The sequence below is a fragment of the Phenylobacterium sp. genome, from assembly GCF_013911965.1.
Taxonomy (GTDB): Bacteria; Pseudomonadota; Alphaproteobacteria; order Caulobacterales; family Caulobacteraceae; genus Phenylobacterium.
Genome location: NZ_JACESE010000003.1, coordinates 154,087 through 177,060, shown reverse-complemented (window position 1 = coordinate 177,060; position 22,974 = coordinate 154,087). Strand labels below are relative to the sequence as shown.

Sequence of the window (22,974 nt, the reverse complement as noted above, 5' to 3'; positions counted from 1 at the left end):
ATGGCGGTCTTCGCCGGGCTGCTGATCCTGGTGGGCGCCCTGGCGCTGACCGTGCGCTTCGGCGTCATGGCGCCGCCGACGCTCGGCATGATCGAGGCGCGGACGGACGGCCTGGCCATCGGCCGGCTGGGCAATCTCAAGATCGAGGGGCTGCGCGGCGATCTCTTCCGCAGCTTCAGCATCGAGCGCCTGACGATATCGGACGAGGAAGGCGTCTGGCTGGAAGCCAGAAACATAGAGATGACATGGCGTTATCTCGAACTCCTCCGTCGTCGCTTCCACGCCGAGTCCCTGACGGCCGAGCAGGTGAGCATCCTGCGCCGGCCGACCCTGACCGAGAAGAAGGAAGAGGCGGGCGGGCTGCCCGTGACGATCCTCGTCGATCGCGCCGCTCTGCGCCTCGCCCTGTCGGAGGCGTTCAGTTACGAGCGCGGCCTCTACGACGTCACCGCCCAGCTCCGCATCCGCCGCCAGGGCGGCGGACAGCAGGGGGAGATTCACGCTCGAAGCCTCCTGCATGAAGGCGACCGACTCGACGTCGTCTTCGACATCGGCGAACGCCGGCCCCTGCTGATCGACGTCGAGGCCGTGGAGGCGCAGGGCGGCGCCATCGCCGGGGCCCTCGGCCTGCCGGCGGACGAACCTTTCCGACTGGCTGTCGAGGCCGACGGACGCAGCGGCGAAGGCCGCTTCGAGGCCCTGGCGCGAACCGGCGAACGGACGCCCCTGCAGGCCAGCGGGCGCTGGAACGCGGACGGCGCGGCCGCCCGCGGGCAGGTGTCCCTGACCGCCTCAGACCTGACCCGTCCGATCGCCGCCCGCGTGGGGCCCGAGGTGACGTTCGACCTCTCGGGGCAGCAGGTGGCGCAGAACCTCTACGAGGTGACGGCAGGCCTGGCGGCGGAGAACCTCAGGCTGGCGGCCCGCGGACGGGTCAACCCCTCCGACCGCTCGACCGGCCGCACCGGCCTGCTCGTGGTGCTGTCGACGGATGAGCTGTCCCAGCTCACCGGCGCTGGGGACCTGGGCGCAGCTCGCCTCTCCGGCGCCCTCAAGGGCGAACTCAGCGACCTGACCTTCGCCGGCGAGCTCCGCCTGCAGAGCGTGGGCCTGGGCGAGTATGGCCTGCGTCAGGTTTCGGGGCCCGTTCAGGTCGCGCGCGATCGTCAGGGCCTCCGTCTGGAGGCGGAGCTGCGCGGCGCCGGCGGCGCCGGAGAGGGCTATGTGGCCGCGCTCCTCGGCCAGAGCCCCACCGTCTCGGTCAGCGCCGAGCGGCGGCCGAACGGGCGGCTGCTCCTACGGAACCTGGAGGCCGACGGCGCCGGGCTGGACCTCGACGCCCGCGGCAGCCGCGGCCTGCTGGGCGGCATGCGCTTTCAGGGCGAGGCGCGCCTGTCGAACCTGTCGCAGGCGCGGGCCGGGGCCCAGGGCGCGCTCGGTCTCGATTTCACCGCCACCCACGGGTCGGACGCCGGCGATCCCTGGACTCTCACGGTCGAGGCGCAGGGCCGCGAGCTGCAGACCGGCTACGCCCAGCTCGATCACCTGCTCGGCCCGCGGCCGGACCTGCGCGCACAGGGCGACTGGGGAGGGGGCCGTTTCGTCCTCGAGAGCGCGCGCCTTCGGGGCGCCAACCTGCAGGCGCAGACGGCGGGGGTCTACGGCCCGGACGGCGATCTCGCCTTCAAGATCGACTGGAGCGCCGAGGGCCCGCTCGGCGCCGGACCTGTGGAGATCTCAGGCGAGGCCACGGGCACGGGGGCCATCACCGGATCGCTTGGGGCGCCGATGGTCGACCTCATGGCCGAGATCGACGAGATCGACGTGCCCCGGCTGCCGCTGCGAGACGCCGACCTCACGCTCAGCTTCGGGCGCGGCGGAGCGGGCGCTGCGGGCCGGGTCACGCTCACGGCCGCCAGCCAGTATGGCCCGGCGCGGGCGCGTGCGGATTTCGCCCTGCCCGAGAGCGGCGTGAACCTGAGCGGCATCGCGGTGAGCGCCGGCGGCGTCAGCCTCCAGGGGGATCTGGCCCTGCGCCGTGCGACGCCCTCCCGCGCCGACCTGGAGCTGGTCATCGGTCCCGGCGCGCTGCTTCAGCGCGGGCAGATCCGTGGCGAGGTCGACATCGTCGACGGGCGCGAGGCGCCTGTGGCGGATCTGGAGCTTGTCGCCGAGGATGCCGTCCTGGCGGGGACGGAGGTCGCCCTCGTCGCCGGGCGCCTGACCGCCCAGGGCCCAATCGACCAGCTGCCCTATCAGATCGCCGCCAGCGGCGCGGCGTCCGGCTCGCGGTTCAACCTCGAAGGAAGGGGCGCCCTGGCGGAGGCCGAGCAGGCGCGCACGCTCACCTTCATCGGGGAAGGCGGCTATGGCGGTCGGGACTTCTCCACCCGGCAGCCGGCGGTGTTCCGCTTCGGCGACGGCGAGCGCAGCGCGCGGCTCACCCTCGTCGCCTCGGACGGGGGGGAGGTCGAGGTGGACGCCCGCCTGGCCGGGAACAGCGCCGACATTCGCGCCGAGGTGGAGGGGATCGGCCTGTCCGTGCTCAATCCCGACTTCGCCGGGCGCGTGAACGCCGTCCTCGTCGCGGAGGGACGCGACGGCCGTCTCGACGGGACCCTGTCGGCCCGCATGGCCGACGCCCGCGGCGTGGGATCGCCGCGCTCGGCCGGCCTCGACGCCGCCGTGGAGATGCGGCTGAGCGACGATGTCCTGCTGATCGAGGCCGAGGCGACGAACGAGCAGGGCCTGCGGGCGGAGGCCGACCTTCGGCTGCCCACCGAGGCCTCGGCCAAACCGTTCCGACTGGCCATCGCGCGGCGGGAGGCGATGAGCGGACGCGTGTTCGCCGATGGCGACGTCAAGCCGCTTTGGGATCTGCTGGTGGACGGCGACCGCTCGCTGGCCGGGCGCGTGCGGCTGAACGGGACGATCGCCGGCTCCCTGGCGGATCCGTCGCTCTCGGGACAGGCGGCGCTGGAGGGCGGGCGGTTCGAGGACTTCCCGACCGGCCTCGTCCTCCAGGATCTCACCGTCCGCGCGGCGCTGTCGGAGCGGGTGATCGACGTCAGCGAGGCCTCGGCGGTGGACGGCGAGGGCGGACGCGTGCAGGGCTCCGGCCGCATCAGTCTCTATCGCGGCGGCGTCTCCAGCTTCCAGTTGCGGCTGAACGGCTTCCGGCTGATCGAGAACGACCTGGCTTCGGCCGACGCCAGCGGCACGGTGACCGTCAACCGCAACGCCGAGGGCAAGGTCCGGCTGGCGGGCGACCTGACGGTGGACGAGGCGGAGGTGGCCGCCGAGCCGCCGACGCCGTCCGGGGTCGTGTCCATCGACGTCGTTGAACGCAACCGCCCGCTGGCGCTGGACGTCCGGCAGAACCTGCGGCGTCCGACGCAGCGCGGCGAGGGCTGGGCGCTGGACGTGAACCTCGACGCGCCCCGCGGCGTGTTCATCCGCGGTCGCGGCCTGGACGTGGAAATGTCGCTGGACGCGCACGTGACCGGGACGACCTCCCGACCGCGCCTGGAGGGCGTGGCCCGCGTGGTGCGGGGCGACTACGAATTCGCCGGCAAGCGGTTCGAATTCGACGAGCGCGGCGTGGTCTATCTCTCCACCTCGGCCCAGAACATCCGCCTGGACCTCAGCGCCACGCGGGAGGATCCCTCGCTCACCGCCACCATCCGCGTGAGCGGCACGGCGGCGAAGCCCGAGATCGCGCTTTCGTCGTCCCCGTCGCTTCCGGACGACGAGATCCTCTCCCAGGTGCTCTTCGGACGATCGGCCGCGCAGCTCTCGACGCTGGAGGCGGCCCAGCTCGCCGCGGCCCTGTCCTCCCTGGCGGGCGGCGGAGGCTTCGACGTGGTGGGCAATCTGCGCGAACTGGCGGGTCTGGACCGGCTCAGCCTCGGGGGGACCGAGGCTTCGGGCGTCACCGTGGCGGGCGGCAAGTATCTGACCGACGATGTCTATCTCGAGATCATCGGCGGCGGCCGGGAAGGCGCGGCCGCTCAGGTCGAATGGCGGGTGCGGCGCAATCTCTCGATCGTCTCGCGTCTCACCGGCCAGGGCGACACGCGGCTCGCGGTCCGCTGGCGCAAGGACTACTAGGGCGGCGATCCGATCGCATCAGATCGCGGCGCGCTCGGGTCCGGGGACCCGCGAAGCCTGCCGCTCAGTGGCTGATGCGCGGACGCAGGGTGTAGTGGTCGCCGTGGAAGGTCTCGAAAAGCACCGCCGCCTGCGGGTGGGCCACCGGCTCGCCGCTGTCGTCGGGCAGCAGGTTCTGCTCGGAGACGTAGGCGACGTAGGAGCTTTCCTGGTTCTCGGCCAGCAGGTGGTAGAAGGGCTGATCCTTGTGCGGCCGCACGTTCGGCGGAATGGACAGCCACCATTCCTCGCTGTTGGCGAACTCCGGATCGACATCGAAGATCACGCCGCGGAAGGGAAAAACCCTGTGCCGCACGACCTGGCCGATGGCGAACTTGGCGCGTCGAGGTTCCATGAACGAAATGTGCACCACGTTTCCTGACCGGGAGGTGAACGTAATCGTCTTGTCACATGGCGCAAGGCGACGCCTTTCGACAGGCGAACCGCCTTGCTACAGTCGCCTGGCAAACGAGCCGTCCCCGAGTCTGGGCCGTCGGCGAGGGGACAGGTGGCGGTCCATGTCTGAGGCGCCGAGAGCGCCCGACGCGAGAGTGCGTGCGCGGGAGAGGAGTTCGAGGGACGGGCCCTGCTATGCGGCCCTGGACCTGGGTACCAACAATTGCCGGCTGCTGATCGCGACGCCGTCGAACAGCGGCTTTCGCGTGGTCGAAGCCTATTCCCGCATCGTGCGCCTCGGCGAGGGCCTGACCCAGACCGGCCGCCTCTCCGAAGCCGCCATGGAACGGGCGCTGGCCGCCCTTTCCGTCAGCGCCGAGAAGGTGAAGCGCCGCAAGGTCGTTAAGCTGCGCGCGGTGGCCACGCAGGCCTGCCGCTCCGCGGAGAACGGCGAGGCCTTTATCGAGCGCGTGGCGCAGGAGACCGGCCTGAACCTGCAGATCATCACCCCGCGTGAGGAGGCCCGGCTGTCCGTGGCTGGCTGCGTCGGTCTGCTCGACCGCGGCGCAGAGGCCGCGCTGGTCGTGGACGTCGGCGGCGGCTCCACCGAAATGTCCTGGGTCGATCTCAGCGGCGAAGACGTCTCCGGCCGGACGCCGCCGATCAAGGCCTGGCTCTCCATCCCCATCGGCGTGGTCACGCTCGCCGAGCGATTCCCCGAGGGCGTGACCGACACCGAGACCTGGTTCCGGGCCATGGTCGAGACGGTGAAGGCCGAAATCGCCGCCTTCCGCCGCGCCGATCCGCTGAAGGAGATCTTCCAGCAGGATCGCGCCCACCTGATCGGCACCTCGGGCGCCATCACCAGCCTGGCGGGCATGCACCTGCGGCTGGAGCGTTATGACCGCTCGCGGGTCGACGGCATCTGGATGACGCGGGACGAGTGCGACGCCGCCGCGCGGCTGCTGCTCGGCCTCACCCCTGCGGAACGGGCGCAGCAGGCCTGTATCGGTCCCGACCGGGCCGACCTCGTCCTGGCCGGGGCGGCCATTCTCCAGGCTGTGCAGGAGCTCTGGCCGTGCTCCCGTGTCCGCGTGGCCGACCGAGGTCTGCGCGAGGGGGTGCTGATGTCGCTGATGTCCGATCGCGGCGGGCGGCGCCGGCGCCGGCGTCGCGGAACCCGGCGCAGCCGCAAACCCGAGGCCGCGAGGGCCACCGCATGAGCGAGGATCCGCCCCGCAAGCGCATGGTCCGGCCGCCCAGCGCCGGCAGCGACGAGGCCCGCGGCAAGCCGGCGCGCCTGAAGACCGCCAAGCAGCGCACGGCCTCGTCCCAGGCCTGGCTGGAGCGCCAGATCAACGATCCCTTCGCCGCCCGGGCCCGCGCCCACGGCTACCGCTCGCGCGCGGCGTATAAGCTGACCGAGATCGACGACCGCTTCCGTCTCCTCAAGCCCGGCGCCAAGGTCATCGACCTGGGCGTCGCGCCCGGCGGCTGGACCCAGGTGGCCATCGAGCGGGGAGTCAAGGACATCGCCGCCGTCGATCTCCTGCCGGTCGATCCGCTGCCCCCGGCGCACATCCTGCAGATGGACTTCACCGACCCGGCCTGCGGGCCGCGCCTGATCGAACTCTTGGGCGGACCGCCGGATCTCGTCCTTTCGGACATGGCCCCCAACACGGTGGGCCACAAGCAGACCGACCATCTGCGGATCATCGGCCTGATCGAGATCGCCGTCGAGTTCGCCCGCAGCGTGCTGAAGCCCGGCGGCGCCTTCGTCGCCAAGGCCTTCCAGGGCGGGGAGGTGGGCGACCTGCTGGCCGACCTGAAGAAGGACTTCGCCCAGGTGCGCAACGTGAAGCCGAAGGCGAGCCGGCAGGACTCCTCGGAGACCTACATCGTCGCCACAGGCTTCAAGGGACGGACCCCGTCAGCGCCGCCAGCTTGAGCACGGTGTTCCAGTTGCGGCCCGTGCCGCGGACGCCCAGCTTCCGCTCGATCAGGGTGTTGGTGAGCTTCGACGTCCCCATGCCGTCAAGATAGGCCACGAAGAGGTTGTCGCCGGCCAGTTCCACCTGCTCGGGTCCGGGAATCGCCGCCCTCAGCGCCTCGACCGCGCCGTCCGCCGGCGGGGCGGTGAGCGGCATGGCGAGGAGGGCGCTCGGCCGCTCTCCGGCCAGGGCGGAGAAAGGGTTGGCCACGATCATCTCGGCCCACGCCCTTGGGCTGCGCATGATGACGTCGCTCTTCAGCCCGAGGCGCGAGTCCAGAGCCGCCTGCAGGACGGGCCCGGGATCGGGGTCCGCCGGCGCTTCGAAGACGAGGTTCCCGCTCGCCAGCAGGGTGCGCGGCTCCCCGAAGCCCAGCGCCGACGCCAGGGCGCGCAGATCCGCCATCGGCAGCTTGCCGGTTCCGCCGACATTGACCGCGCGCAGGAGGGCGATGTGGAGCGGCATCGGCTATGGCCTTTCAGCAGTCCTGCGGCGGCGTCACGAAAACATATCGGCGGTTCAGGGCGGCCGCCCCTTGCCCCCACCCTCGCCGACAGCTTATACGCGGCCCGCAAAACGGAGAGTCTCATGGAGATTCGCGAAGGGCTCACCTTCGACGATGTTTTGCTCGAACCCGGCCCGTCCGAGGTCATGCCCACCCAGGTGGATACGGCCACGCGGCTGACGCGCGACATCAGGATCAATATCCCCATCGTGTCCTCGGCGATGGACACGGTCACCGAAAGCCGGCTGGCCATCGCCATGGCCCAGGCCGGCGGGCTTGGCGTGCTGCACCGGAACTTCACGGTGGAAGAGCAGGCCGACCAGGTCCGCGAGGTGAAGCGTTACGAAAGCGGAATGGTCATCAATCCGCTGACCATCCATCCCGACACGACGCTGGGCGAGGTCCGCGAGATCAAGGCCCGCAAGCGCATTTCGGGCTTCCCGGTCGTCGAGCCGGAGACCGGCCGGCTGGTGGGCATCCTGACCAATCGCGACATGCGTTTCGAGGCGGGCGACAGCGTGCCGGCCAAGGCCGTGATGACCAAGGACAACCTGATCACCGTCAAGGAAGGCGTCGATCAGGCCGAGGCCCACGACCTGCTCCGCCGCAACAAGATCGAGCGCATCATCGTCGTCGACGACGACTACCGCGCCGTCGGCCTGATCACGGTGAAGGACATCGAGAAGGCCCAGGCCCACCCCCTGGCCGCCAAGGACGCCCAAGGCCGCCTGCTGGTCGGCGCGGCGTCCACGGTCGGCGATGCGGGCTTCGAGCGCTCCATGGCCCTGGTGGACGCCGGCGTGGACGTGGTGGTGATCGACACCGCCCACGGGCACAACGCCGATGTGGCGCGCGCCGTGGGCCGGGTGAAGGCGCAATCCAACCGCGTCCAGGTGATCGCCGGCAATGTCGCCACCTACGACGGGGCGCGCGCGCTGATCGACGCCGGCGCCGATGCGGTGAAGGTCGGCATCGGTCCCGGCTCCATCTGCACCACCCGCGTCGTCGCCGGCGTGGGCGTGCCCCAGCTGACGGCCATCATGGACGCCGTCCGGGCGGCCGAGGGAACCGGCGTGCCGGTCATCGCCGACGGCGGGATCAAGTACTCCGGCGACCTCGCCAAGGCCCTCGCGGCAGGCGCCCAGGTCGCCATGATGGGCTCGGTCTTCGCCGGCTGCGACGAGGCCCCGGGCGAGGTGTTCCTCTACCAGGGCCGGTCGTACAAGGCCTATCGCGGCATGGGCTCGCTGGCCGCCATGTCCCGCGGCTCGGCCGACCGCTACTTCCAGAAGGAGGTTTCGGACTCGCTGAAACTGGTGCCCGAGGGGATCGAGGGCCAGGTGCCCTACAAGGGCCCCATCGCGCCCATCGTCCACCAGATGGTCGGCGGCCTTCGGGCGGCCATGGGCTATGTGGGCGCCGCCAACCTGCCGGAGTTCAGCGAGCGGGCGCGCTTCATCCGCATCACCAACGCCGGTCTGCGTGAAAGCCACGTCCACGACGTGATGATCACCCGCGAGGCGCCCAACTATCCGAGCGGGATCTGAGCGCCCGTGCAGATGGCCATCGAACTTCAGCTCCTGGCCTGGGCGGTTGTCATCGGCCTCGTCCAGCTCGGCTGGGCCGCGGCGGCGGCGCGCGCCCAGCAGGGGCTGAAGTGGGCCGGCGGCTCTCGCGACGAGCCGCGGCCCGTCACCGGCGTGGCCGCGCGGCTGGAACGGGCGTTGAGGAACTTCCTGGAGACCTTCCCCTTCTTCGCCGCCGCGGTGATCGTCGCCTATCTCGGCGGGAAGCTCGGGGACCTGACCTTCTGGGGCGCGTCGCTCTACGTCGCCGCCCGGGCCCTCTACGCGCCGCTCTACGCCTCGGGCGTGGCCATCGTGCGCAGTCTCGTCTGGTTCGTCTCCATGATCGGCCTCTTCATGGTCGTGGCGGCCATCTTCGTATGAGGCGGCGTCGTGCGTGACGGCGGACGCCTGGCGGCGGCCATCGAGGTTCTGGACGAGATTGAGACGCGACACCGGCCCGTGCGCCTGGCCCTGAAGGCCTGGGGCGACCGCTCGCGCTTCGCCGGCGCCAAGGACCGCGCCTGGGTGTCGGGCCTGGTGCTGGACGTGCTGCGCAAGCGCCGCTCGCTCGCCTGGCGGATGGGCGTCGACAGCCCGCGAGCCGCCGCGCTGGCCGCGCTGACCTTCGAATGGGGCTGGCCGGTCGAGACGGTGGCCGAAGCGGCGGGGGAGGAGCCCCATGGGCCGGGGCCGCTGACCGACGCCGAATGGTCGGCTCTGCGCGCCCCGCAGGACCTGGACGCTGCGCCAGCGGCCGTCCGCGGCGACTATGCCGACTGGCTGGACGCCAGCTTCGCCCGCGCCTTCGGTGAGGCGCGCGCGGAGGAGGGGGCGGCGCTCGCCCGCCGCGCGCCGGTGGATCTCCGCGTCAATCGCCTGAAGAGCGATCCTGTGCGGGCGATGAAGGCGCTGGCCTCGCTGGAGCCGCAGCCCGCGGGCCGGCTTGAGGACGCCATCCGACTGCCGGCGCCGGACCCGACCCGCCGGGGCGGGGCGGTCGAGACCATTCCCGCCTTTTCCAAGGGCTGGTTCGAGGTCCAGGATCTGGGCTCGCAGATCGCCGCGGCCTGCGCCGGGGCGGTGGCGGGCAAGCAGGTCCTCGACCTCTGCGCCGGCGGCGGCGGCAAGACGCTGGCTCTGGCCGCGGCCATGGGCAATACCGGCCAGATCTACGCCTACGACGCCGACGCCCGGCGCCTGACCGACACCATCCGCCGCGGCGACCGCGCCGGGGTGCGCAACCTGCAGGTCCGTTCGCCGGTGGACCCCGACCCGCTGAAGGGCCTGGAGGGTAAGATGGACGTCGTCTTCATCGACGCGCCCTGCACCGGCTCCGGCTCCTGGCGCCGCCATCCGGACACCAAATGGCGGCTGACGCCCGAAGCGCTCGCCAAGCGGACCCAGGATCAGGACTCCGTGCTCGATACGGGCGCGACCTTCGCCAAGGTCGGCGGCCGCCTGGTCTATGTCACCTGCTCGGTCCTGCCGGAGGAGGACGAGGATCGCGTGGCCGCCTTCCTGGGGCGAACGGGCGAGGCGTTCGCCGTGCGGGCCCCCACGGCCGATCCGGAACTCACCCCATTCCTGACGCCGGAGGGCTATCTGCGCCTCACCCCGGCCTCGGCCGACACCGACGGTTTCTTCGTCGCCGTGCTGGAGCGCGTGCGATGATCCCTCTTCACCCCCGCAAGGCCCGCCTGCCATGACCGAGATTCTCGAGCCCAATCACGAACGCGTCCTGATCGTCGATTTCGGCAGCCAGGTGACCCAGCTGATTGCGCGCCGCCTGCGCGAGAGCGGCGTCTATTGCGAGATCCATCCCTTCGACAAGATCGAGGACATGCTCGACGCCTTCGATCCCAAGGCGGTGATCCTGTCGGGCGGCCCCGCCAGCGCCCACGAGGAGGAGAGCCCCAAGGTCACGCCGCGGGTCTTCGAGCTGGGCGTGCCGGTCCTGGGCATCTGCTATGGCGAGATGCACATGTGCGCCCGCCTGGGCGGGGCGGTGGAAAGCGGTCATCACCGCGAGTTCGGCCGCGCCGAGATCCTGATCGAGAAGGAGAGCCCGCTCCTGGACGGCTTCGGCGGCGTCGGCGCCAAGGAAACCGTCTGGATGAGCCATGGCGACAAAATCACCGCCATCCCCCAGGGCTTCCATGTCGTCGCCGCCTCGGAAGGTTCGCCCTTCGCGGTGATCGCCGACGAAGGCCGCCGCTTCTACGGCATTCAGTTCCACCCCGAGGTGGCGCACACGCCGCGCGGCGCCCTGATGCTGCGCAACTTCACCCACAAGATCGCCGGCCTGAAGGGCGACTGGACCATGAAGGCCTTCCGCCAGGAGATGGTGGAGCGCATTCGCGAGCAGGTGGGCGATGGCAAGGTGATCTGCGGCCTGTCAGGCGGGGTGGACTCCTCGGTGGCCGCGGTGCTGATCCACGAGGCCATCGGCGACCAGCTGACCTGCGTCTTCGTCGACACCGGCCTGTTGCGCCTGAACGAGGCCGAGCAGGTCGTGACCATGTTCCGCGACCACTACAACATCCCGCTGATCCACGTTGATGCGTCGAAGGAATTCCTCGGCGAGCTCGACGGCGTCTCCGATCCCGAGACCAAGCGGAAGACCATTGGTCGCCTCTTCGTCGAGGTTTTCGACCGCGAGGCCGCCAAGATCGAGGGCGCGGAATTCCTCGCTCAGGGGACGCTCTATCCCGACGTGATCGAGAGCGTTTCGGCCCGCGGCGGCCCCTCGGCGGTGATCAAGAGCCACCACAATGTGGGCGGCCTGCCGGACTATATGAAGCTGAAGCTGGTCGAGCCCCTGCGCGAGCTCTTCAAGGACGAGGTCCGGGCGCTCGGCGTCGAGCTTGGCCTGCCGCCGGCCTTCGTCGGCCGCCATCCCTTCCCGGGGCCGGGCCTGGCCATCCGCATCCCGGGCGAGATCACCCCGGAGAAGGTGGCCGTCCTGCAGCAGGCCGACGCCATCTATCTGGACGAGATCCGCAAGGCTGGCCTCTACGATTCGATCTGGCAGGCCTTCGCCGTCCTGCTGCCCGTGAAGACGGTCGGCGTCATGGGCGATGCGCGCACTTACGAAAACGTCTGCGCCCTGCGCGCCGTCACCTCGACCGACGGCATGACGGCGGACTTCTTCGAATTCCCCTGGGACGTGCTGGGCCGAGCCGCCACCCGCATCATCAACGAGGTCCGCGGCGTCAACCGGGTCGTCTACGACGTCACCTCGAAGCCGCCAGGGACGATCGAGTGGGAGTGAAGGGGCCTGCTCTCCCGCAAGTCGGTGTGATCCGCCGCCAGAGTCCTGTTCCGCGCTTGCCGCGCCGTCCCTAGGGGCTTGCGCACCGCGAGGGCTCGTCGCTCTTCGTCGCGCATCGGACGCCGCAGGCGCTTTCCGGGCGCTGGAGCTGAGGGGCCGTAGCTCTGGCGGCAGGGCTGGCGCACGCAGACATCATTTGGCGACGTCAATCCTGGCGGCTGCGGGAGGCGACCCCCATATGTGATGTGCGCCGTCGGTCCTGTGCCACCAGCCAAGTGGTCGATCATTCCCGACGAGGCGCCTGAGGTTTCCCAATGTCAGCGCTGCTTGCGGTTTCCGCCGCCCTCGTCGTCGCGGGGTCGCTCCTCCCGGGGCTGTTCCGCCTTTTCGGCCAGGGGCGGGCTTAGGACCAGAAGATGCTGAAGAGCGAACTCTTGGCTGCGGACTACCGGCGCCACGCCGGCGAGGCTCTCAACGCGGCGGCTGAGTCGCCGCTCCCGGAAGTCCGCAAGCGTTGCCGGGCCTCCGCCCAGTCGTGGATCCTGCTCGCAGAGATGCAAGACCGCCGAACCCTTCTTGCTCGGCGTCTCGCTGCGCGCGCCCTCCCGGTGGCCAGCGCGGGCGTGTGCGTATCCGTGTGCGTCTGAACCTCACCCATACGACGGTCTACAGCTTCGCCCGACCGGTCGCCTTCAATCCGCATCGGCTTGTTCTCCGGCCCAGGAGCAGCGGCGATCTGCAGGTGTTGAGCTGCGCCCTCGACATCACGCCGGCGGCTCAACTGGCCTGGTCCACTGACGTGTTTGGCAACCACATCGCCACCGCTCGGTTCGAGTCGCCTGCCGAGCGCCTTGAGGTCACAAGCCGTCTCGTGGTCGACGAGACGGCTGCAGACTGGCCGGTGTTTCCCATCGCGCCCTCGGCTCAGCAGTATCCGTTTCGCCATTCGCTCGACGAGGCGATCGACCTGGGGGCTCTCCGCGCTGGTGACGGCGACTCATCCGTGGCCGCGTGGGCGAGGGGCTTCGTCGCCGGTCCGGGGACGGACACGCTGTCCTTGCTCAAGGACATCAACGCGGGCGTGGGGGCGCTCGTCGCCTACGTTCCGCGCGCAGAGGAGGGCACGCAACCCGCCGGGGTGACGCTTCGTTCGAGGACCGGATCATGCCGCGACCTTGTGGAACTGCACCTGACCGCCGTTCGAAGCCTCGGCTTCGGCGCCCGCGCGGTGTCGGGCTATCTTGTTGATCCCGAAAGCACGGGCGGAGCGGACGCCACGCATGCGTGGGTCGAAATCTACCTCCCCGGCGCGGGTTGGATCACCTTCGACCCCACCAACGCCAGAATGGGCGCTGCGGGACTCGTCAAGGTCGCCGCCGCCCGCCGTTCGGCCCAGGTGCTGCCGGTCGCCGGGAGCTACGTCGGCCGCGCCGAGGACCACCTGAGCCTGGAGGTCGCGGTTCGCTCCGAGGCATCGCCCGCGCCGCCGCCATCACTCGGACCCCCAACAGGAGTGCGCCTATGACGAGCCTCGAACTGCCCGCAGGTGCGCCTGTGCGGCTCACCGCCACGGCCCGACCCGACCGCGGTCTTCACCGTTGGGATGTCGAGGTGATCACGTTCGCCGGCGCGGCGCCGCGGCTGACGTTCGGTTCGCAGATCGGCGGCCGCGACATCCACCAGACGATCGAAATTCCACCGCAGGACGTGGATTGCCGGCTCGAGTTCCGATCCTCTCACAGGACGCCGGACGGCTGGGCCAGCGACACGCCTTCGGTCTCCGACGACAACCCGGATCGGGTGGTGGTCGGCTTCTGCCAGGCCGATCGGCCTGACGCGCAGCCTGACGACGTTCTGCTCAGCTTCGCGTTCGGCCCGACGACCTGATCGCATTGGGCGGAATGCCGTCCGGCGAGAGGACCGAAGCGGCCGAACGACGGCCGCCTCATGCCCGCGCCCACGGAACAGGCTGCGTGGTCCGGGCGCCGGCCGGCGCGCGCCCTGACGCCTCCGTGGTCGCAGCTACGGCTGACGAATGGCGCGACCGGCGTCAGCGCGGCCAGAACGAGTGGGGCGCGGGAGCGTTGTGGACGCAAATCGGCGACTTCGTGAGGCCCTTTGCTCAACCCTGACTCCCAGTCCCTGCGCGCCGCCCTCGCGCCCTTCCAGCGGCCGAGCACGGCGCGCGGCCTCTTCGAGCTAGCGGTCACCCTCGTTCCATTGCTGGCGCTGTGGGCCGGAATCTATGTCTGCGTCGCCAGAGGCTGGTGGTGGGGCCTGGCCCTTGTTCCCCCGGCTGCGGCGTTTCTCGTTCGCCTGTTCATGATACAGCACGACTGCGGTCACCAAGCCTTCCTGCCGGGCGCGACGGCGAACGCCTGGGTGGGGCGCTGCATCGGCGTCCTCACCATGACGCCCTATGGCTACTGGCGTCGGACCCATGCCATCCATCATGCGACATCCTCAAACCTGGACCGTCGAGGTCTGGGGGCCATAGAGATGCTGACGGTGGAAGAGTATCGCGCCCTCTCACCCCTCAAGCGCCTCGGCTACCGGCTCTATCGTCACCGGCTCGTGATGCTGGGACTGGGGCCGCCCTACATGTTCCTCATACAGCATCGCTTGCCGATCGGAGCCATGCGAGAGCGGTGGGCGTGGAGAAGCGTCCTGGGCAACAACCTCGGGCTAGCTGTCTTGGCGGCGACCCTCGTTCCGTTGGTGGGCGTGCGCGCAATGCTGATCGCGCACCTTCCGGTGGTTTCGCTGGCCGCCGCGATCGGCGTGGGACTGTTCTATGTGCAGCACCAGTTCGAAGGCAGCCGCTGGGTGCGCCAGGATGGGTGGAACCCCACGGCCTCGGCGCTGGAGGGAAGCTCGCACCTGGTTCTTCCGCAGCCCCTGCGCTGGCTGACGGCGAACATTGGCGCGCACCACCTTCACCATGCGTCCAGCCGGATCCCCTTCTACCGTCTGGACAAGGCGATGGCGTCACACCCATCGCTCGCGACCGCTTGCCGTCTTCATATCCGAGACCTCGGGCCAGCGTTCAGTCTGGCGCTCTGGGACGAGATCGGCGGCAGGATGGTGACGTTTCGTGAGGCGAGGTCGAGCCGCTGACGGATCCCGCCGTCATGGCGATCGGAGGGGGGAGATCGGCGGGGCTGCATCGAGCGCACGGGCCAGGAGGATCATCGCCGCAGGGAAGGTGACGAGCCAGAGCGCACCGACATAGATCAGATCGGGCCAGGCGAGTTGCCCGATCAGGGCTGGGGCCAGCAGGCCGTTGGCGACGAGGCTGAACTGGAGCCAGCGGCGGCCGGGGAAGGCCGGCGCGAGCAGCAGGGTGGCCAGGCTCATATAGGTGTAGCCCAGCAGATCCACAGCGGTGGCCGGCATGCCCGGCGTGCAGCAGGCGGCGATGCCCACAGTTTCGCCGGCGCCGGCGAGGTCGTGCGGGATGATCGAGCCCAGCTGCACCACATAGACCTGGCTCACATCGGCCGCGTAGAGGATGGCCAGCGCCAGGGCCGACAGGCTCCAGACGTGCCGATCGGGCGGCGTGGCGACGTGGGTGGCCGCCATGGCGAGAACGAAGAGCGGCGCGAGCGCCAGGGACGGGGCGAAGATGAGGATCCGATCCCAGGGATCGGTCAGGACGCCGGCCACCTGCAGGAGCTGAGGTACGCCATAGGCGATGGCCGCCGCTGCAGCTGCGCCCGCCATCCAGGTTCCGAACCGCGCCATCGCTCGCCTCCGGGGTCTGCGATCATTCTCTTCGGATCGGGTCGCCCCGCCTTGAGCGGCGTCAATCCGCCGCGATCACATCCGTTCGCCGGGGAGGCGGCTTGCCTGGCGGACCCAGTCGGTGAACTGCGCCTCGTCGAGCGGCTCGCTCTCGGAGATATGGAGGTAGCGCGTCTCCGGGGTCTTGGAGCCGACCGGCGGCTGGGGTCGGAGGCTCGTCCCGCGAAAGAACGCGACCTTCACGTAGCGGGTGAAGCCGTGGAGGCTGAGGAACCAGCCGTCTTCGCCGGCGCCGTAGAGGGGCGAATTCCACTTCACCGCCTTCCGGACGTCCGGCACGGCGTCGGTGATGAGGGCGTCGAGCCGCTGGACCACCTCGCGCTTCCAGCCGGGCGTTGCGGCGATGTAGGCCCGGATCGGCTCCTCGCCATACCCCTTGGGGATCTGCGGATTGCCGCCGGACAGCAGATTGGGATCCCGGCTCACGCGGGCTCTCGCAGCCCATCGCCTTTCCTGCCGCCGAGATAGGGCAGGGCGAACAGGTAGAGCCCGGTCGCCAGCAGCGGGATCAGGGGGACGAGGGCCAGAAGGCCGATCCACAGGATCTGGGCGCCGGCGACCATGGCCGCGATGTTGGCGATGACCGCCAGGGTGAAGGCGATGGAAAGCCAGCGATGGATACGCCGGACCCAGGCGTTGAGGCTCATTGCGCGGTCTCCCTGGCGAGCACCTGCTCCAGATTGTCGAAAAAGCGTGGCCAGCCGGCCGTCGCGCCCATCAGGTAACGGGGCTGATCGCGGCGGAAGCCCGTCTGTTCCATGCGCAGGTGCGCACCGGTCTTGGTCGGAGTCAGCGTCCAGGTGACGACGGTGTCGAGCACGCCGTCGCCCCAGCTGTAGGCGAGCCGGCGTTCCGGTTCGATCTCCATCACCTTGCACTCCACCGCGCCCCATTCGGCGGTGAAGCTGAAGCTGTGGCCGGTCCTGGGTTCGAAGTCGGTCCGCATCAGCCACTCGGCCAGGAGATGCGGCTGGGTCAGGGCCCGCCAGACCCGCTCGGGCGGATGGGCGAGGTCGCGTTCGACCACAACGGATTTGGGTTCGGGGTCGGTCACTGGTCCATCCTCTTCAGCAGGTCTTCGAGGGCGTCGAACCGCTGGCGCCAGAAGCCGGTGAGCTCGGCCGTCCAGTCGAGGAGCGGCGAAAGGGCTCCGGGCTCGGCGCGATAGTGGCTGAGCCGGCCCTCCTGCCGGTCGCGCACCAGGCCGGCCTGCTTCAGCGCGGCCAGATGCTTGGACACAGCCGGTTGTGAGACGCCGGCCCCGGCGGTAAGGGCGCTGACGGTCAACTCGCCCTCGCGGCAGAGGCGCTCGAAAAGGCCCCGTCGCGTGGGGTCCGCCAGAGTCCGGAAGAGCAGATCTGGGTCCTGCGCCATGTTGTACATAACTCGTCGGTTATGGGATGACGCATAACCGCCGGGCTATAAATCCGTCAAGCCTTGAGGGACGGGTGAAGGCTAGAAGCGCCCTTCGGTCCGGCTGATCGCGACCGTCGCGCTGGCGCAGTTCCCGAACCGCTTGGTGACCACGCCGCCGACCTCCCGATAGCCGCCCGTGCCGATGCCCGCCCAGACCTGTCCGTGCGGGCGGTCGTCGGCGGGGGCCGCGCAGCGGTCCCGCTGGGTGGTTTGAGCCTGTTCCGACGGCCGGCCCTCGATGACGCCCCGCGCCCAGGCGCCGATCTCCTCGGGCGTCTCGCCGCCCGCCTGAACCGGCGGCGCGGCCGCCGTCGCCGAAGGCGGGGCCTCTCCCGTTCCCGTGGCTATGGGGCCGTCGCCGGCCAAGGCCGCGGCCGGGGCGGCGATGGCGAGGGCGGCGAGCAGGACGGGCAGGGGGCGTACGGTCATGGCGCGACCGTGCGCCCCAAGCATGGCCGCTTCAGGGCCGGGACGCGGCGGGCGCTCGGCCTCAGCGCTTCTGGTCCACGTCGCGCACGGCGCCCCGGGCGGCGCTGGTGGTGAAGGCGGCGTAGGCGCGCAGGGCCTTGGAGACCTTGCGCTCGCGCTGGCCGGGCTTCCAGGCCGCGTCTCCGCGCGCCTCCATGGCGGTGCGGCGCTGCGCCAGGACGGCGTCCTCCACCGCCAGACGGATCGTGCGGTTGGGAATGTCGATCTCGATGCGGTCGCCGTCCTCGACCAGGCCGATCAGGCCCCCCTCGGCGGCCTCGGGCGAGACGTGGCCGATGGAAAGACCCGACGTACCGCCGGAGAAGCGCCCGTCGGTGATGAGCGCGCAGGCCTTCCCCAGGCCCTTCGACTTCAGATAGCTGGTCGGATAGAGCATTTCCTGCATGCCGGGGCCGCCGCGCGGGCCTTCGTAGCGGATCACCACGACGTCGCCGGCCGCCACGCCGCCGGTCAGGATGGCGCTGACCGCGGCGTCCTGGCTCTCGAACACGCGCGCGGGGCCTGCGAAGACGAGGATGCTCTCGTCCACGCCGGCCGTCTTCACGATGCAGCCCTCCTCGGCGAGGTTGCCCTTGAGCACCGCCAGGCCGCCATCCTTGGAGAAGGCGTGCGCCACGTCGCGGATGACGCCGCCCTGGCGGTCCAGATCGAGCTCCTTCCAGCGGCGGTTCTGGCTGAAGGCGGTCTGGGTCGGCACGCCGCCGGGGGCGGCCTTGAAGAAGGTCTGGACCGCCTCGCTGTTGGTCCGGCCGATGTCCCAGCGCTCCAGGGCCTCGCCCAGGGTCTTGGAATGGACGGTCGGCAGGTGGGTGTGCAGCAGGCCGCCGCGTTCCAGTTCGCCCAGGATGGCCATGACTCCGCCCGCCCGGTGCACATCCTCCATGTGGACGTCCGCCTTGGCCGGGGCGACTTTGGACAGGCAGGGCACCTTGCGCGACAGGCGGTCGATGTCGGCCATGGTGAAGTCCACCTCGGCCTCGTGGGCGGCGGCCAGCAGGTGCAGGACGGTGTTGGTCGAGCCCCCCATGGCGATGTCCAGGCTCATGGCGTTCTCGAAGGCTTCGAAGCTCGCCACCGAGCGCGGCAGGACGCTGGCGTCGTCCTGTTCGTAGTAGCGGCGGGTGATGTCCACGATCAGGTGGCCGGCCTCCAGGAACAGGCGCTCCCGGTCGGCGTGGGTGGCCAGGGTCGAGCCGTTGCCGGGCAGGGAGAGGCCGAGCGCTTCGGTCAGGCAGTTCATGGAATTGGCGGTGAACATGCCCGAGCAGGAGCCGCAGGTGGGGCAGGCCGAGCGCTCGATGGCGGCGACCTCCTCGTCGCTCACCGCCTCGTCGGCGGCTGCGACCATGGCGTCGACCAGGTCGAGGGCGACCTCCTTGCCCTTCAGAACCACCTTGCCGGCCTCCATGGGCCCGCCGGAAACGAAGACCGTCGGGATGTTCAGGCGCAGGGAGGCCATCAGCATTCCGGGCGTGATCTTGTCGCAGTTGGAGATGCAGACCAGGGCGTCCACGCAGTGGGCGTTGGCCATGTACTCGACGCTGTCGGCGATCAGCTCCCGCGAGGGCAGGCTGTAGAGCATGCCATCGTGGCCCATGGCGATGCCGTCGTCCACGGCGATGGTGTTGAACTCCTTGGCCACGCCGCCGGCGCGCTCGATCTCGCGCGCGACCAGCTGGCCGAGGTCCTTCAGGTGCACGTGGCCCGGAACGAACTGGGTGAAGGAATTCACCACCGCGATGATCGGCTTGCCGAAGTCGGCGTCCTTCATGCCGGTCGCGCGCCAGAGACCACGGGCGCCGGCCATGTTGCGGCCATGGGTCGAGGTGCGGGAGCGGTAGGCGGGCATGGGCGGTCTCACTGTGGTCGGCGCCGCGGACGTCACGGAGCCTTCACCTCCTCGCGCAGACGGGCGAGCGACGCAAGATCAGAGCTTGGCGGGCTTCTCCAGCTCGTCGATCGCCTGGCTGATCAGATCGAGCTTCTTCTGCAGGGCGGCCTGGGCGTCCCAGAGCCCCTGGTTGTAGAAGTGGGGACCGAGGGTTTCGGAGATGAAGTCGAGCAGGAAAACCGCGTCGAATCCCTTCACCTCCAGGTCGAGTTCGTCCTTGAGGTAGCGCGACAGGGCCTCGGCCAGCGCCTCGCGGGCCTCCTTGCTGAACTCGATCTTGGACATGTCATCCCAGGGAGCACGATGTGAGCGTCCAACTCTACGGCATCCGCAACTGCGACACGATGAAGAAGGCCTGGACCTGGCTCGACGCCCACGGGGTGGCCTACGACTTCCACGACTACAAGAAGGAAGGCGTGGCGCGCGAGACGCTGGAGGACTGGGTTGGCCGCCTGGGCTGGGAGACCCTGCTGAACCGCGCCGGGACCACCTTCCGCAAACTGCCCGAGGCCGATCGGGCGGAGCTGGACGCCGAGAAGGCCATCGCGCTGATGCTGGCCCAGCCGTCCATGATCAAGCGGCCGGTGCTCAAGGCCGGCGAGCAGATCCAGGTGGGCTTCAGGCCCGACGCCTACGCGGCCCTCTTCGGCAAGGGCTGAGGGCTCAGAACCAGAAGCGGATCCCCGCGACGAGGCGCGTCTCCTCCGCCGCGTGGCCCTCGGCGCGGGCGTAGTCGGCGCTTTGGCCGAAGGCGCGCTCGTACTCCACGCCGACATAGGGCGCGAACTCGCGGGCCAGCTCGTAACGCAGCCGCACGCCCAGCTCGGCATGGTCGAGGCCGGCGCCGATCCCGAGTTCCGGAATGTCCTGGGCCGAGAGCGAGATCTCGGTCCGCGGCTGGGCGATCAGGCGCTGGGTGATGCGATAGTCGAACTCCGCCTCGATCCGCGCCGTCAGTTCGCCTTGGTCGGACAGGAAGGCCGCCGCGTCCAGCTCGTACATGTAGGGCGCGAGCCCCTGGGCCCCGAGCACCAGGTGCGTCCGGTGCGGCCCGGCGAAGTCGTGACGGATCCCCGTCTGCAGGTCGAACCAGGGGCTGACGGCGCGGCTCCAGAGGAGCTGGACCTCGGCGTCGTCGGGGCGTTCGCCGCTCTCGCCGCCGCCTTCGCTCTTCACCCAGAGCTTGTTCAGGTCGCCGCCGTAATAGGCCTGCAGGTCCCAAAGGTAGCTGTCGCCTTCGTCGCTGGAGCGCCACTCCAAGCGGTCGCCCTGGACCCAATAGACGGGCATTCCGCCGACCTCCCGGCGCAGCGCCGCGCGCGCCGGCGCCATGACCTCCGTCCCCCAGACGGCGTCGGCCGCTCGCGGCGGCCCTGAAGCGCGGGCGGCCGGCGCAGCCGCCGCCCCGTGATCCATGGCCCCGTGATCCATGGCCCCGTGATCCATGGCCCCGTGATCCATGGCCCCGTGATCCATGGCCCCGTGATCCATGGCCCCGTGATCGGGGTGCTGGGCGAAGGCCGGCGACGCGCTCGCCAGGAGCGCCAGGGCGAGGAGGCGCCTCATGCGGCCTCTCCCTCGGGGAAGTCGACGCTGACGATCTGAAACATGCCGGCGTGCATGTGATAGAGCAGGTGACAGTGGAAGGCCCAGTCGCCCGGCTCGTTCGCCGTCAGGTCGAAGGTGGCGCTGCCGCCGGGCTGGACTGTGAGGGTGTGCTTGAGCGGCCGATGCCCGTCATGCCCGTTCACCACCTCGAAAAAGTGGCCGTGCAGGTGGATGGGGTGGGCCATCATGGTGTCGTTGACCAGCTTCACGCGGACGCGTTCGTTCCAGGCGAAGCGGATCGGCTGGTCGCTGACGGCGGTGAACGCCTTGCCGTCGAAGGCCCACATGTAGCGTTCCATATTGCCCGTCAGGTGCAGTTCCAGCGTTCGCGACGGCGGGCGGCTGTCGGGGTTCGGGCGCAGGGCGACGAGCTGCCGGTAGTTCAGGACCCGGTGACCGACATCGGCCAGTCCGATGCCGGGGTCGCCAGTCCGGTCCACAGGCGCCATCGACACCATGTCCACGCCAGGGCCCGCCTGCACGGTCGGCGGCAGGCGCGAGAGGTCGCGCATGGCGCCCGGCGAATGGTCCATGGCCGCGGGGGCCGCCGCGCCATGCCCCATGGCCTCATGATCCATGGCCCCATGATCCATCGGCCCATGCCCCATGGCCGCATGGTCCATCTGGCCGTGCCCTCCGCCGTCTCCGCCGCCGTGGTTCATGCCCATGTCGGCCATGGTGAGCAGGGGCGGGGCGCGCAGGGCCGGAACCTCGGCGCGAAGGCCCGGCGAGGAGGTCAGCGTCGCGACCGCCATGCCCGACCGGTCCATGGACTCCGCCACGATCGTGTAGGCGGACGCGGCGCCCGGCTCGATGAGGAGGTCGTAGGTCTCGGCCACGCCGATCTGCAGTTCGTCCACCTCGACGGGCCGCACGTCCTGGCCGTCGGCGGCGACCACCGTCATGGGAAGGCCGGGGATGCGCAGGTTGAAGAAGGTCATGGCGCTGCCGTTGATCACGCGCAGCCGCACCCGCTCGCCCTTGCGGAAGAGGTATTCCAGCCCTTCGGCCGGACCGTGGCCGTTGGCGAGATAGGTGTAGGTTGGCGCGCTGACGTCGGCGATGTCGGTCGGGTGCATGCGCATCTGCGCCCACATGCGCCGCTCGGCTGCGCTGAGATCGTAGGCGTCGGTGGCGGTGGTCAGCTGGCGGTTGAAATAGGCCTCGCCCTTCTTGAGCTTGGCCATGATCGTGTGCGGATGGACGGCGGAGAATTCGCTGAGCAGCAGGACGTAGTCGCGATCGGCTTCGACGGGATCAGCGCCCGCCGGCTCCACCACGATGGGTCCATAGCAGCCGATCTGCTCCTGCAGGTTCGAGTGGCTGTGCCACCAGTAGGTGCCGGCCTGCCGGACGGGAAACTCCGCGGTGAAGGTCCCGCCGGGCGCGATGCCCGGGAAGCTCACGCCCGGGACGCCATCGAGGTGGAACGGCAGCAGCAGACCGTGCCAGTGGATGGATGAGTCCTCGTCCAGCTGATTGTGCACGTTCAGGCGCACCGTCTGGCCTTCGCGCAGGCGCAGCAGCGGGCCCGGCACGCTGCCGTTGACGGCGACCGCATGTCCGCTGCGGCCCTGGACGGCATGATGTCCGTGCGCGATCCGCAGGTCGATCTCAGGTCCGGCGGCCTCGTCGAAGCCGGCGCGCACGTGCTGAGCCTTCAGACTCGCGCCTCGGGCCCAGGCGGGCATGGCGAGGGCTGCGCCGGCCATTGAGGCGGCGCTGAGAAGGCGGCGGCGAGAGAGGTTGGTCAAGGCGGGGCTCCCAGTCGGAAGGCCGCCAGAGGTACATACCCCCAAAGGGTATTTCAAGTCGGCGCGGCGAATGCGAAGGGCGCGCCGGCCTCGCAGCCGACGCGCCCCCCGATTTCCGCCTGTTTTCCAGGG

Annotated in this window: 23 protein-coding genes; 11 read left to right on the top strand and 12 right to left on the bottom strand. The window is 70.1% G+C overall.

Going from position 1 to position 22,974, the window contains the following annotated elements; translation table 11 throughout:
* Positions 1-4,110, top strand: coding sequence for a translocation/assembly module TamB domain-containing protein (locus H2041_RS04385; RefSeq protein WP_293409872.1), 4,110 nt, complete (start codon positions 1-3; stop codon positions 4,108-4,110).
* A gap of 64 nt (positions 4,111-4,174) precedes the next feature.
* On the opposite strand, the gene hspQ is transcribed toward H2041_RS04385, so the two are convergent.
* Entirely contained in the window at positions 4,175-4,504 is a 330-nt protein-coding gene (hspQ, locus tag H2041_RS04380; protein WP_293410077.1) for a heat shock protein HspQ, read from the bottom strand.
* Between the two features lie 163 nt (positions 4,505-4,667).
* On the opposite strand from hspQ, the gene H2041_RS04375 reads away from it, so the two are divergent.
* Both H2041_RS04375 and H2041_RS04370 read left to right on the top strand, forming a co-directional pair.
* Positions 4,668-5,768 (top strand): Ppx/GppA phosphatase family protein, encoded by a 1,101-nt coding sequence (locus tag H2041_RS04375; RefSeq protein ID WP_293409870.1) that lies wholly within the window; start codon positions 4,668-4,670, stop codon positions 5,766-5,768.
* A complete protein-coding gene (locus tag H2041_RS04370; protein WP_293409868.1) occupies positions 5,765-6,493 on the top strand; it encodes an RlmE family RNA methyltransferase in 729 nt (242 codons plus the stop codon). The genes H2041_RS04375 and H2041_RS04370 overlap by 4 nt, the downstream gene beginning before the upstream one ends.
* On the opposite strand, the gene H2041_RS04365 is transcribed toward H2041_RS04370, so the two are convergent.
* The gene (locus tag H2041_RS04365) at positions 6,459-7,001 is read right to left on the bottom strand and encodes a DUF1697 domain-containing protein (protein WP_293409866.1); all 543 of its coding nucleotides are present in this window, start codon (positions 6,999-7,001) and stop codon (positions 6,459-6,461) included. The two genes, H2041_RS04370 and H2041_RS04365, sit on opposite strands and share 35 nt — an antisense overlap.
* 123 nt (positions 7,002-7,124) lie before the next feature.
* Here H2041_RS04365 and guaB point away from each other — a divergent pair, with 123 nt between their 5' ends.
* The 7 genes from guaB (at position 7,125) to H2041_RS04330 (ending at position 14,997) form a co-directional block, all read left to right on the top strand.
* Entirely contained in the window at positions 7,125-8,588 is a 1,464-nt protein-coding gene (guaB, locus tag H2041_RS04360) for an IMP dehydrogenase (protein WP_293409864.1), read from the top strand.
* Between the two features lie 12 nt (positions 8,589-8,600).
* Positions 8,601-8,990 carry an MAPEG family protein gene (locus H2041_RS04355; protein ID WP_363244989.1) on the top strand — a complete coding sequence of 130 codons (390 nt, stop codon included), beginning with the start codon at positions 8,601-8,603 and terminating at the stop codon, positions 8,988-8,990.
* Between the two features lie 9 nt (positions 8,991-8,999).
* Complete coding sequence (locus tag H2041_RS04350; RefSeq protein WP_293409860.1) at positions 9,000-10,280, top strand: RsmB/NOP family class I SAM-dependent RNA methyltransferase; 1,281 nt, start codon at positions 9,000-9,002, stop codon at positions 10,278-10,280.
* Positions 10,281-10,311: 31 nt separating this feature from the next.
* Entirely contained in the window at positions 10,312-11,880 is a 1,569-nt protein-coding gene (gene guaA / locus H2041_RS04345; RefSeq protein WP_293409857.1) for a glutamine-hydrolyzing GMP synthase, read from the top strand.
* 637 nt (positions 11,881-12,517) lie between these two features.
* The gene (locus tag H2041_RS04340) at positions 12,518-13,405 is read left to right on the top strand and encodes a transglutaminase family protein (RefSeq protein WP_293409855.1); all 888 of its coding nucleotides are present in this window, start codon (positions 12,518-12,520) and stop codon (positions 13,403-13,405) included.
* On the top strand, positions 13,402-13,767 hold the full coding sequence (locus H2041_RS04335; RefSeq protein ID WP_293409853.1) for a hypothetical protein: 366 nt from the start codon (positions 13,402-13,404) through the stop codon (positions 13,765-13,767). The genes H2041_RS04340 and H2041_RS04335 overlap by 4 nt, the downstream gene beginning before the upstream one ends.
* A gap of 231 nt (positions 13,768-13,998) precedes the next feature.
* Positions 13,999-14,997: a fatty acid desaturase gene (locus H2041_RS04330; RefSeq protein ID WP_293409851.1), complete on the top strand. Its 999-nt coding sequence runs from the start codon at positions 13,999-14,001 to the stop codon at positions 14,995-14,997.
* A gap of 12 nt (positions 14,998-15,009) precedes the next feature.
* Here H2041_RS04330 and H2041_RS04325 read toward each other — a convergent pair whose 3' ends face one another.
* The 8 genes from H2041_RS04325 to H2041_RS04290 all read right to left on the bottom strand — a co-directional run bounded on the left by H2041_RS04325 (position 15,010) and on the right by H2041_RS04290 (position 19,765).
* Positions 15,010-15,624 (bottom strand): hypothetical protein, encoded by a 615-nt coding sequence (locus tag H2041_RS04325; RefSeq protein WP_293409849.1) that lies wholly within the window; start codon positions 15,622-15,624, stop codon positions 15,010-15,012.
* 75 nt (positions 15,625-15,699) lie between these two features.
* Positions 15,700-16,110, bottom strand: a complete 411-nt coding sequence (locus H2041_RS04320) for a DUF1801 domain-containing protein (protein ID WP_293409848.1) — start codon at positions 16,108-16,110, stop codon at positions 15,700-15,702.
* Positions 16,107-16,331, bottom strand: a complete 225-nt coding sequence (locus H2041_RS04315) for a hypothetical protein (protein WP_293409846.1) — start codon at positions 16,329-16,331, stop codon at positions 16,107-16,109. The genes H2041_RS04320 and H2041_RS04315 overlap by 4 nt, the downstream gene beginning before the upstream one ends.
* Positions 16,328-16,738 carry an SRPBCC domain-containing protein gene (locus H2041_RS04310; protein ID WP_293409844.1) on the bottom strand — a complete coding sequence of 137 codons (411 nt, stop codon included), beginning with the start codon at positions 16,736-16,738 and terminating at the stop codon, positions 16,328-16,330. The genes H2041_RS04315 and H2041_RS04310 overlap by 4 nt, the downstream gene beginning before the upstream one ends.
* A complete protein-coding gene (locus H2041_RS04305) occupies positions 16,735-17,058 on the bottom strand; it encodes a helix-turn-helix transcriptional regulator (protein WP_293409842.1) in 324 nt (107 codons plus the stop codon). The genes H2041_RS04310 and H2041_RS04305 overlap by 4 nt, the downstream gene beginning before the upstream one ends.
* Before the next feature lie 81 nt (positions 17,059-17,139).
* Entirely contained in the window at positions 17,140-17,529 is a 390-nt protein-coding gene (locus H2041_RS04300) for a hypothetical protein (protein WP_293409840.1), read from the bottom strand.
* 61 nt (positions 17,530-17,590) lie between these two features.
* On the bottom strand, positions 17,591-19,438 hold the full coding sequence (gene ilvD / locus H2041_RS04295) for a dihydroxy-acid dehydratase (protein WP_293409838.1): 1,848 nt from the start codon (positions 19,436-19,438) through the stop codon (positions 17,591-17,593).
* Between the two features lie 78 nt (positions 19,439-19,516).
* A complete protein-coding gene (locus tag H2041_RS04290) occupies positions 19,517-19,765 on the bottom strand; it encodes a DUF2164 domain-containing protein (RefSeq protein WP_293409836.1) in 249 nt (82 codons plus the stop codon).
* 20 nt (positions 19,766-19,785) lie between these two features.
* Between H2041_RS04290 and H2041_RS04285 the strand changes: the two genes are divergently transcribed.
* A complete protein-coding gene (locus tag H2041_RS04285) occupies positions 19,786-20,139 on the top strand; it encodes an ArsC family reductase (protein ID WP_293409833.1) in 354 nt (117 codons plus the stop codon).
* A gap of 4 nt (positions 20,140-20,143) precedes the next feature.
* On the opposite strand, the gene H2041_RS04280 is transcribed toward H2041_RS04285, so the two are convergent.
* Positions 20,144-21,046 carry a copper resistance protein B gene (locus H2041_RS04280; RefSeq protein WP_293409831.1) on the bottom strand — a complete coding sequence of 301 codons (903 nt, stop codon included), beginning with the start codon at positions 21,044-21,046 and terminating at the stop codon, positions 20,144-20,146.
* Positions 21,043-22,842, bottom strand: coding sequence for a copper resistance system multicopper oxidase (locus H2041_RS04275; protein ID WP_293409829.1), 1,800 nt, complete (start codon positions 22,840-22,842; stop codon positions 21,043-21,045). The genes H2041_RS04280 and H2041_RS04275 overlap by 4 nt, the downstream gene beginning before the upstream one ends.
* Positions 22,843-22,974 lie beyond the last annotated feature (132 nt).

Excerpts from the sequence above, each read along its gene's own strand:
- H2041_RS04300 (WP_293409840.1), bottom strand. The coding sequence starts at position 17,529 with ATGACCGTACGCCCCCTGCCCGTCCTGCTCGCCGCCCTCGCCATCGCC.
- H2041_RS04335 (WP_293409853.1), top strand. The coding sequence starts at position 13,402 with ATGACGAGCCTCGAACTGCCCGCAGGTGCGCCTGTGCGGCTCACCGCC.
- H2041_RS04325 (WP_293409849.1), bottom strand. The coding sequence starts at position 15,624 with ATGGCGCGGTTCGGAACCTGGATGGCGGGCGCAGCTGCAGCGGCGGCC.
- H2041_RS04315 (WP_293409846.1), bottom strand. The coding sequence starts at position 16,331 with ATGAGCCTCAACGCCTGGGTCCGGCGTATCCATCGCTGGCTTTCCATC.
- H2041_RS04290 (WP_293409836.1), bottom strand. The coding sequence starts at position 19,765 with ATGTCCAAGATCGAGTTCAGCAAGGAGGCCCGCGAGGCGCTGGCCGAG.
- guaB (WP_293409864.1), top strand. The coding sequence starts at position 7,125 with ATGGAGATTCGCGAAGGGCTCACCTTCGACGATGTTTTGCTCGAACCC.
- H2041_RS04370 (WP_293409868.1), top strand. The coding sequence starts at position 5,765 with ATGAGCGAGGATCCGCCCCGCAAGCGCATGGTCCGGCCGCCCAGCGCC.
- H2041_RS04355 (WP_363244989.1), top strand. The coding sequence starts at position 8,601 with ATGGCCATCGAACTTCAGCTCCTGGCCTGGGCGGTTGTCATCGGCCTC.
- hspQ (WP_293410077.1), bottom strand. The coding sequence starts at position 4,504 with ATGGAACCTCGACGCGCCAAGTTCGCCATCGGCCAGGTCGTGCGGCAC.
- H2041_RS04365 (WP_293409866.1), bottom strand. The coding sequence starts at position 7,001 with ATGCCGCTCCACATCGCCCTCCTGCGCGCGGTCAATGTCGGCGGAACC.
- H2041_RS04305 (WP_293409842.1), bottom strand. The coding sequence starts at position 17,058 with ATGGCGCAGGACCCAGATCTGCTCTTCCGGACTCTGGCGGACCCCACG.
- H2041_RS04375 (WP_293409870.1), top strand. The coding sequence starts at position 4,668 with ATGTCTGAGGCGCCGAGAGCGCCCGACGCGAGAGTGCGTGCGCGGGAG.
- H2041_RS04280 (WP_293409831.1), bottom strand. The coding sequence starts at position 21,046 with ATGAGGCGCCTCCTCGCCCTGGCGCTCCTGGCGAGCGCGTCGCCGGCC.
- guaA (WP_293409857.1), top strand. The coding sequence starts at position 10,312 with ATGACCGAGATTCTCGAGCCCAATCACGAACGCGTCCTGATCGTCGAT.
- ilvD (WP_293409838.1), bottom strand. The coding sequence starts at position 19,438 with ATGCCCGCCTACCGCTCCCGCACCTCGACCCATGGCCGCAACATGGCC.
- H2041_RS04385 (WP_293409872.1), top strand. The coding sequence starts at position 1 with ATGGCGGTCTTCGCCGGGCTGCTGATCCTGGTGGGCGCCCTGGCGCTG.